This window comes from Roseateles sp. DB2, assembly GCF_051857535.1.
Taxonomy (GTDB): domain Bacteria; phylum Pseudomonadota; class Gammaproteobacteria; order Burkholderiales; family Burkholderiaceae_C; genus Roseateles_B.
In genome coordinates this window covers 430,363-436,362 of the sequence record NZ_JBPZGY010000005.1, presented here as the reverse complement: position 1 = coordinate 436,362, position 6,000 = coordinate 430,363, and the positions used below count along the sequence as shown (strand labels likewise).

Annotated in this window: 7 protein-coding genes; 4 read left to right on the top strand and 3 right to left on the bottom strand. The window is 61.8% G+C overall.

Features of this window, described 5'->3' with window-relative positions; all coding sequences use genetic code 11:
- Window positions 1–221 precede the first annotated feature (221 nt).
- Together ACS5PK_RS11390 and ACS5PK_RS11385 are read right to left on the bottom strand one after the other, a co-directional pair.
- Window positions 222–1,130, bottom strand: coding sequence for a hypothetical protein (locus ACS5PK_RS11390; protein ID WP_439440345.1), 909 nt, complete (start codon window positions 1,128–1,130; stop codon window positions 222–224).
- Window positions 1,131–1,283: 153 nt separating this feature from the next.
- Window positions 1,284–1,949 carry a hypothetical protein gene (locus ACS5PK_RS11385; protein ID WP_439440344.1) on the bottom strand — a complete coding sequence of 222 codons (666 nt, stop codon included), beginning with the start codon at window positions 1,947–1,949 and terminating at the stop codon, window positions 1,284–1,286.
- A 784-nt stretch (window positions 1,950–2,733) separates the two neighbouring features.
- Here ACS5PK_RS11385 and ACS5PK_RS11380 point away from each other — a divergent pair.
- From ACS5PK_RS11380 to ACS5PK_RS11365, 4 genes are all read left to right on the top strand, one after another.
- Complete coding sequence (locus ACS5PK_RS11380) at window positions 2,734–3,132, top strand: hypothetical protein (RefSeq protein ID WP_439440343.1); 399 nt, start codon at window positions 2,734–2,736, stop codon at window positions 3,130–3,132.
- Window positions 3,133–3,176: 44 nt separating this feature from the next.
- Window positions 3,177–3,554, top strand: a complete 378-nt coding sequence (locus ACS5PK_RS11375) for a hypothetical protein (protein WP_439440342.1) — start codon at window positions 3,177–3,179, stop codon at window positions 3,552–3,554.
- A 313-nt stretch (window positions 3,555–3,867) separates the two neighbouring features.
- Window positions 3,868–4,059 carry a DUF4160 domain-containing protein gene (locus tag ACS5PK_RS11370; RefSeq protein ID WP_439440341.1) on the top strand — a complete coding sequence of 64 codons (192 nt, stop codon included), beginning with the start codon at window positions 3,868–3,870 and terminating at the stop codon, window positions 4,057–4,059.
- Window positions 4,056–4,535, top strand: coding sequence for a DUF2442 domain-containing protein (locus tag ACS5PK_RS11365; RefSeq protein WP_439440340.1), 480 nt, complete (start codon window positions 4,056–4,058; stop codon window positions 4,533–4,535). The genes ACS5PK_RS11370 and ACS5PK_RS11365 overlap by 4 nt, the downstream gene beginning before the upstream one ends.
- Window positions 4,536–4,542: 7 nt before the next feature.
- Here ACS5PK_RS11365 and ACS5PK_RS11360 read toward each other — a convergent pair whose 3' ends face one another.
- Entirely contained in the window at window positions 4,543–5,832 is a 1,290-nt protein-coding gene (locus ACS5PK_RS11360) for a HipA domain-containing protein (RefSeq protein ID WP_439440339.1), read from the bottom strand.
- Between the last annotated feature and the right edge of the window lie 168 nt (window positions 5,833–6,000).

The window sequence follows — 6,000 nt, the reverse complement described above, 5'->3', positions numbered from 1 at the left end:
CAACCGGCGCTTTGACCTGCGGGCGATATTGGTCGCGCTACTGAGCGATGCCATCCGCTCCCAGCCCTGGCGGCAGGTTTCATTGAGGCAGCGGATGCCAGCGGAGATAGGTGCCTAATCAGGTAAATCTAAAGGCCTACAGATTTATGGCCTGACCCCGACTCCTGGCCTGAGCATCTTTAACTGCCGGCCGACCGCCGTACATCAAAGAACCGTAACGGTCAGCCTGATCGTCGGCGCCAACGCCGATACCGCGCCCTCAGTGGCCCGAACACGTAGTACTTGAACCAGCCTATTGGCCGGGCCTCGAACATCTCCTTGCTGAGCAGGCCTGACCTTCTTTCGCGAAGATCATCAAGGTCCATCACCTCGATGGACTCACAGCTCAAACGACCCGTGGACACGTGGGATTGGAAAAGAGTTCGAAGCGCGTCGGCGCTTTTTAACGATGCCTCCGTGATACGGATTTCTTCGAACGGTTGTACTTTGTGGTCGAACCGCCGAATCATCAGGGTTTGTTTTTTTCCCCCTTCGGCAGTGAGCGTCACGATGTACTGAACGTTACCCCCAATCACTTCCCCTTCGTACATCCCGCGCTGAGGCGAGACAGTCGTAGTCAATTGATTACGGAGATAGTCGTGCGTCGGCTTCCAAGCTTTGGGGGGCTCCTTGACAACATGCTTTCCTTCGCTGGTCGAAACAACTAGTCGATGCTTTGTTATGCCACGGTGTAGTAGCGACTGCATTGCAATTCGACTTCCATGGGCAATGTAGTGCTCAATTGGACCATAGGACTTGGTCCAAGTCTCATAGGCGCGCAGGATATGCGGAGACTTCTCAAAGTCCTCAATCAAGATGTAGTAGCCGCGACTTACGCGCAGGTACACCGCATAGATAGAAACGGCGCGATCCTTAAGGTTCTCGATCACGATGGATGACACGTACGGGTCATCGCACTCTGCGCTGAATTTGATGCTATGGAAACCGCGCAAGTTCAGCGAACTCTTGCGCCTGTAGTTCAGCCAAGCAATGGTGGCTGCTGTCGCAGAAATCAATAGCGCAGTGAACGAGACTAGCAGTGCAATCAGCCCCACATGCGGCTTAATGGCCCCGAGAATTGTCTGAAGCAATTGATCCTCCCTTAGGATTCGTGGCCCACATCGGAGCCGGGGTCACGACTCGGAGCCTGGGTCAGGCCATAAATCTAAAGGCCTACAGATCTAAGGCCTGACCCCGCTCCGCTTCGCGGACCTTGAGGCAGCTGCGCAAGATCACTGACTTACTTATTGCCCACCGGGCGGCGATGGCTTCTGCGGAGGGAGGCCGTTCCTGACAATGCGATGAATCAACGACGGCATCTGTCCTGACGCCGCAATAGCTTCTCGACTGAGCGTCGCCCTGCGCCCCCCCTGATAACCTGCCAAGGCCAGTGTCACCAGCACCTGGTAAACCTGCTGCCCCAAAAGATCGCGAAGTTCGCCTGCCTTGTCCTTAAGTTCTATGCGATGTCGGTCATGGTGAAACTTCCTCTCCCCAACCCGCTCCTCCAGCAAGTTAATAACTTCGGCCAGTCGCTCAGTACTTATGTCATTCCCCCAGTCGACTAGCGTCTTGTTGAGGTACCTGATTCGGTGCGCAAAGTTGTTTCGGATGGACGCGAGCATCCTGCAAATCGCGGCTTCCCGAGTCGTGATGATCTCAATTGCTTGAGCCATGTCGACCAGCGCGCCGGCGTTGACCTTCTGACCGCCGAAGACGTCCTCTAACTCTTGCCGCTCAAGCACTTCGCAAAGTGCTTTCACCAAAAGCGCCTCAATGACGACTTGTGTCTTGACCAAGAAGGCCCAATCCGCCTGCTCGAGCATCAGCTCGGAGATCGTTCCAGTTTCAAGCCAAAGTGTGTCTTCAACCTGCGATGTCAATATATCGAACAGTGACTGCTTCGCCAATTTGGCCTCCTTCAGTACCTGAATTCGGAGCCTAACTCATCTGGACCTGGAATCCAGGGTCAGATACCGTCTTGAATTTCAAGCTTTGACACAGCCAAAGCGGGATCAAACGGACGGCCTGAGCGCAGAACGCCAAAAATCAGCATCGCCATCTTGTGCATGCAAGCACCGATGATGGCCTTGGGGGCGTGACCCGGGGGATCGGGGTCATGGGGGATCGAGGTCAGGTCTTGAATCTAAAGTCCTCTATCTACCCGCCCAGGCCTCTCAAATGAACTTCCACATCCGCACCTCCACCGGCAGCGAAGTCATCTTCGACGGTATCCCCACCTCACCCGCCACCGTCTACTACGGCGGCCCGCCGCCCGAGACCGGTCGCTGGCGCGTGGACATTCCTGCCTTCGAGGACTTCTGCGCCCGGCACCTGGCCCCCTGTCCATTTCGGGGCCTCCATCGGCACCTACTACTTCGGGCTGGAGATCGCAGAGCTAGACGGTTGGGGGGACACCTTCACCGCCACCCGGAACTACTGCAGCCATTGGCCGAAGATGCGCGCCCTCGTGTCCGTCGGGCAGCTCGAATGGGCGGAGGTGAAGCACTTGCCTTGCGCGGAGCAGGTCGCGGCACCGTGGGACGCGCTGCTATCGTCCATTGAGCAAGTCGCCACGATGAAACGCCGGCCCAAGGACTTCGATGCGGGCGCCCTGGCTGACGCCGTCCGGCTGATCAGGGCCAGCAGCGAGGCGTCCATGTTTGCCATCAACAACGAGCTGCGGCCCTCACCATGAAGCACACGCCCACCCATACCCAACGTACGGTCCTGGCCCTGACCATGGCCACCATCTTGGCCGCCGCAACCGGCTGCACGAACTCCGAGTCGAGAGAGACCCCCGACGAGAAGGCGGAGTGGTCAGTGCTGCAAGCGGTCGAACTCAAGCACCGGGACCAGCCACTCGCAGAACCGACCGTGCAGACCATTGGAGGACACGAGGTGCTTGGGCTGCGCTCGACCAGCGGCAGGAATGTCTGGATCCTTCTCAGGCCAACGGCGCCGCCCTACTACAAGCAGCTGCCCAGCGAGAACTACATCCTTCCAGCGGAGCTTGCGCAAAGGCTCATCCGTGAGCACCGCGTCTCGTACACGGTTGAATCCGTTCTGGAGTCGAGAGTCGACAAGCCTTGAACTGGGCAATGGGCGCCCCTCCCTCATGCTTAGCCATCCGCGCCATGAGCAAATTCCAGCACCACTCTCGTTTCCCGAAGCCGAAGCATGTGCAGGCGTATCGCTTCCCGTTTGTCTGCTTCCATTGCCGCAAGTCCTTCAAGCTGCCGGTCAGTACCGGATCGCGGCTTTGCCCTCAGTGCAGGCGCCCGATGGAGATGCTCAGCAGGAAGTTCTCGGCCCCCAGGTCTGCTGATGTAGCGCAGTGGAAGAAGGTGCAGTTTCTCGTGGAGCACGGCTTCCGCTTCTACTCCGTCTACAAGCCCGTCGAGTCGGGCGGCAAGCAATCAGTCCGCTATCCGGCGACGTTGGAAGAGGCAAAGGACTTTGTCCTCGCGTTTCGCGAGCAAGCTCATCAGCCTGCGGCTATCGACGTGTACTGACCCCGACCCGCCTTTCATTCAAGCGGCCCGTCTACAGATGCTTTCACGGCGGAGCCTGGCCCTGCCGCCTGCATGCCTGGCTCACCCAAGCCAGTCCAACACTCCCCATTCCTGAGGACCTGGCCCCCGTCCTGCTCCTCTCAGGCGGCATCGCCTTCCCTACACTCCCCACCGCAGCACCAGGCCGGCCTTCCCTCCCCGCGGCACGACGGAAGCTCCGCATCGCACGATGCAATCATTGCATCAGTGCATTCATTGCACCATACTTCCTACCATGCCACCCCTGGCACTCCTGAGCCCCTGCAAGACCACCATGTTCGCCGCCGATCACAACCCGCCCCACTTCCACCTCATGGCCAATGACGGTAGCCAGACGCTGGTAGAGATCAAAGGGCTGACCGTGATCCGCGGCCAAGTAAATGCCGCCGCATTGAAGGAGGCGCTCAGCTGGGCCCGTCAGAACTGGGCCGCCCTTGCGGTCCGATGGAAGGAACTCAATCCATGAGCAAGCATTTCACCCTGCGCAAGGTGAAGGTCCTGGACGGTCTCCGGCTCGCCTTGGTCTATGCAGACGGCGAAGCCTTCACCGTCGACCTGGCCTCCATCGTCAAGCGCCACAAGACGCTGGCCCCGCTGCGCGATGCGGCGGTGTTCAGCAAACCCAAGATCACCGACGGTGGCCAGACCCTCACCTGGGCCGGCCATGACGCGCTGCAGCTGGCCGCGGACAACCTGCGCGCCCGCGCCATCGAGCAGGCGGGCGGGGTCTCGCATGAGTTCATCTGGCATTGGATGGACAAGCACCAGCTGACCCTGGACCAGGCCGCGAAGCACCTGGGGCTGTCCCGGCGCATGCTGGCCTACTACCGCAGTGGCGAGAAGCCGGTGCCGCTCACCGTGGGGCTGGCCTGCCTGGGCTGGGAGATGGTGCAGGCGCAGCCGGGGGCAGCCAATGATGGGCTGTTTGCGATTGCGGGTTGATGGGGCTTCACCCCGGCAGCAAAGGCCCCACAAACGCCCGCACCCTCTCCAAATTCCGGCCCGCCAACTCCTTCATCGCGGGTGACACCGGCACCGCCAGCGCCTCCTCCTGCGCCGCCCGCCAGAAGCGCTCCGCCGCCTCCGCCGCGCAGCGCCACACCTCGGGCTTGGCACCGATGCTGCCCACCTTGGGCTCGATGGGCGTGAGCTCCGGATCCACGCCGCCGCCCAGGGAGGCATAGCGCATGGGCAGGATGTCGTAGGCAGGGGCGAGGCCCTGGAACGCGCCGTCCTCGCCGATCAGCAGGGAGATGTTCTCGAAGTGACGGTCGCTGTTGCCGATGAGCTCGCTGAAGGCGGCAAGGGTGTCCGCGCGGCGCACGTCCTCGGCGCTGAGGAAGCGGGCCTGCGCGCAGCGGGCGGCGAACGGGGACCAGGCGTCGCGCTGGCCGAAGTATTCGTCGTCCACCGCCCCGGCGGAGAGCAGGCCGATGCGGCCATGCAGCCCCACGCGGTCAAAGCGCCGGACCTCAAGGAAGACGTAGCCGCCCGCAGCGAGCAGCGCCGAATGGCTGGCGGGAATGTCCACTTCCTGCAGCGAGCGCAAGGCCAGGTGCTCCAGGGGAAGAAGATCGGCCATGCGACTGCCCAGCTTCGCGAACTTCACGATGACGGGGCCGGCGTCCTGCGTCTGCCACAGAAACTTGGGCTGCTCGCCGCCAGCGCTGGATCCGTAGGCCGCACCCTTGAGCTGGGAGGCCATGGCAACGTAGGCGTCCAGCTTGTCCTGCGCAGGCGTGGGGGGCAGCGCGCGGAGGTCCAGCTCGCGCTGCAGGGCCGTGTCGCCGAAGACCAGGTTGCCGGGCAGGTTCAGCCCCCAGGTGAAGAGCCAGACCACGCGGTGGTCATCGTTCCAGTCCCGCAGACTGGCAGGGAAGCCGGACGTCCGGGCCGCCTCCTGCGCCTGCTGGCGGCCGAGGAAGCCGGAGGGCGCGGCGAAGGCCATATAGGGCGGCAGGCCCTCGTAGAGCCGTGTGACGCCGCTGCGGCGCTCCAGCGTGGCGCCACCGGCCAGGAACTCCACCTCGGCAAAGGGCTCGATGCTGCCGCTGCTCAGGACGCGGTAGATGCGCTGGCGGGCGCCAAGCCCCTGGGGCAGTTCGCGCAGCAAGGCGTAGCGGGGCGTGCGCTCGCCCTTGATGCGGAAGCTGGTGACGGTGTGGGCCAGGCCCTGAATAGTTCGTGACAGCGTCGGCTGGCTCACGCCCAGCGCGGCCATGAGCTGGGCAGCAGACAACGGCCCTCCTCTGAGGGAGCGCTCGATATCCCGGGCTTGATCCCCGGGGGAAAGACGCTGCCGGGTGGTCATTTGAATTCTTTATGAATAGTTCAATGAATTATCCATGAATACATCCACAAGATCAAAGTCGCGGGTCTGATGCCGGAGGGCGGCGCGTGGAGGCTC

Bases quoted from the DNA above. Each gene is read 5' to 3' on its own strand.
- ACS5PK_RS11370 (WP_439440341.1), top strand. From the start codon at position 3,868: ATGTTCGCCGCCGATCACAACCCGCCCCACTTCCACCTCATGGCCAAT.
- ACS5PK_RS11380 (WP_439440343.1), top strand. From the start codon at position 2,734: ATGAAGCACACGCCCACCCATACCCAACGTACGGTCCTGGCCCTGACC.
- ACS5PK_RS11375 (WP_439440342.1), top strand. From the start codon at position 3,177: ATGAGCAAATTCCAGCACCACTCTCGTTTCCCGAAGCCGAAGCATGTG.
- ACS5PK_RS11365 (WP_439440340.1), top strand. From the start codon at position 4,056: ATGAGCAAGCATTTCACCCTGCGCAAGGTGAAGGTCCTGGACGGTCTC.